This is a genomic window from Neisseria sp. P0019.S003, from assembly GCF_051957115.1.
GTDB classification, from domain to species: Bacteria; Pseudomonadota; Gammaproteobacteria; order Burkholderiales; family Neisseriaceae; genus Neisseria; species Neisseria flavescens_D.
This window is the reverse complement of sequence record NZ_JBQCWT010000119.1, coordinates 1-400: the sequence shown is the minus strand read 5'-3', so window position 1 is coordinate 400 and position 400 is coordinate 1. Positions and strand designations below refer to the sequence as shown.

At 51.8% G+C, this 400-nt stretch carries 1 protein-coding gene; it reads left to right on the top strand.

What is annotated here, in order from left to right; genetic code table 11:
- Window positions 1-63: 63 nt before the first annotated feature.
- Window positions 64-400, top strand: a 337-nt coding sequence (locus tag ACTHTS_RS11385) for a transposase (protein WP_440370104.1), incomplete at its 3' end; no start/stop codon positions are given.

Genomic DNA, 400 nt, shown 5'->3' with positions numbered 1-400 from the left:
GAGACCTTTGCAAAATTCCCCAAAATCCCCTAAATTCCCATCAAGACATTTAGGGGATTTTCCATGAGCACCTTCTTTCAGCAAACCGCCCAAGCCATGATTGCCAAACACATCGACCGTTTCCCACTGTTGAAGTTGGATCAGGTGATTGATTGGCAGCCGATCGAGCAATACCTGAATCGTCAAAGAACCCGTTACCTTCGAGACCACCGTGGCCGTCCCACCTATCCCCTGTTGTCCATGTTCAAAGCCGTCCTGCTCGGACAATGGCATAGCCTCTCCGATCCCGAACTCGAACACAGCCTCATCACCCGCATCGATTTCAACCTGTTTTGCCGTTTTGACGAACTGAGCATCCCCGATTACAGCACCTTATGCCGCTACCGCAACTGGCTGGCGC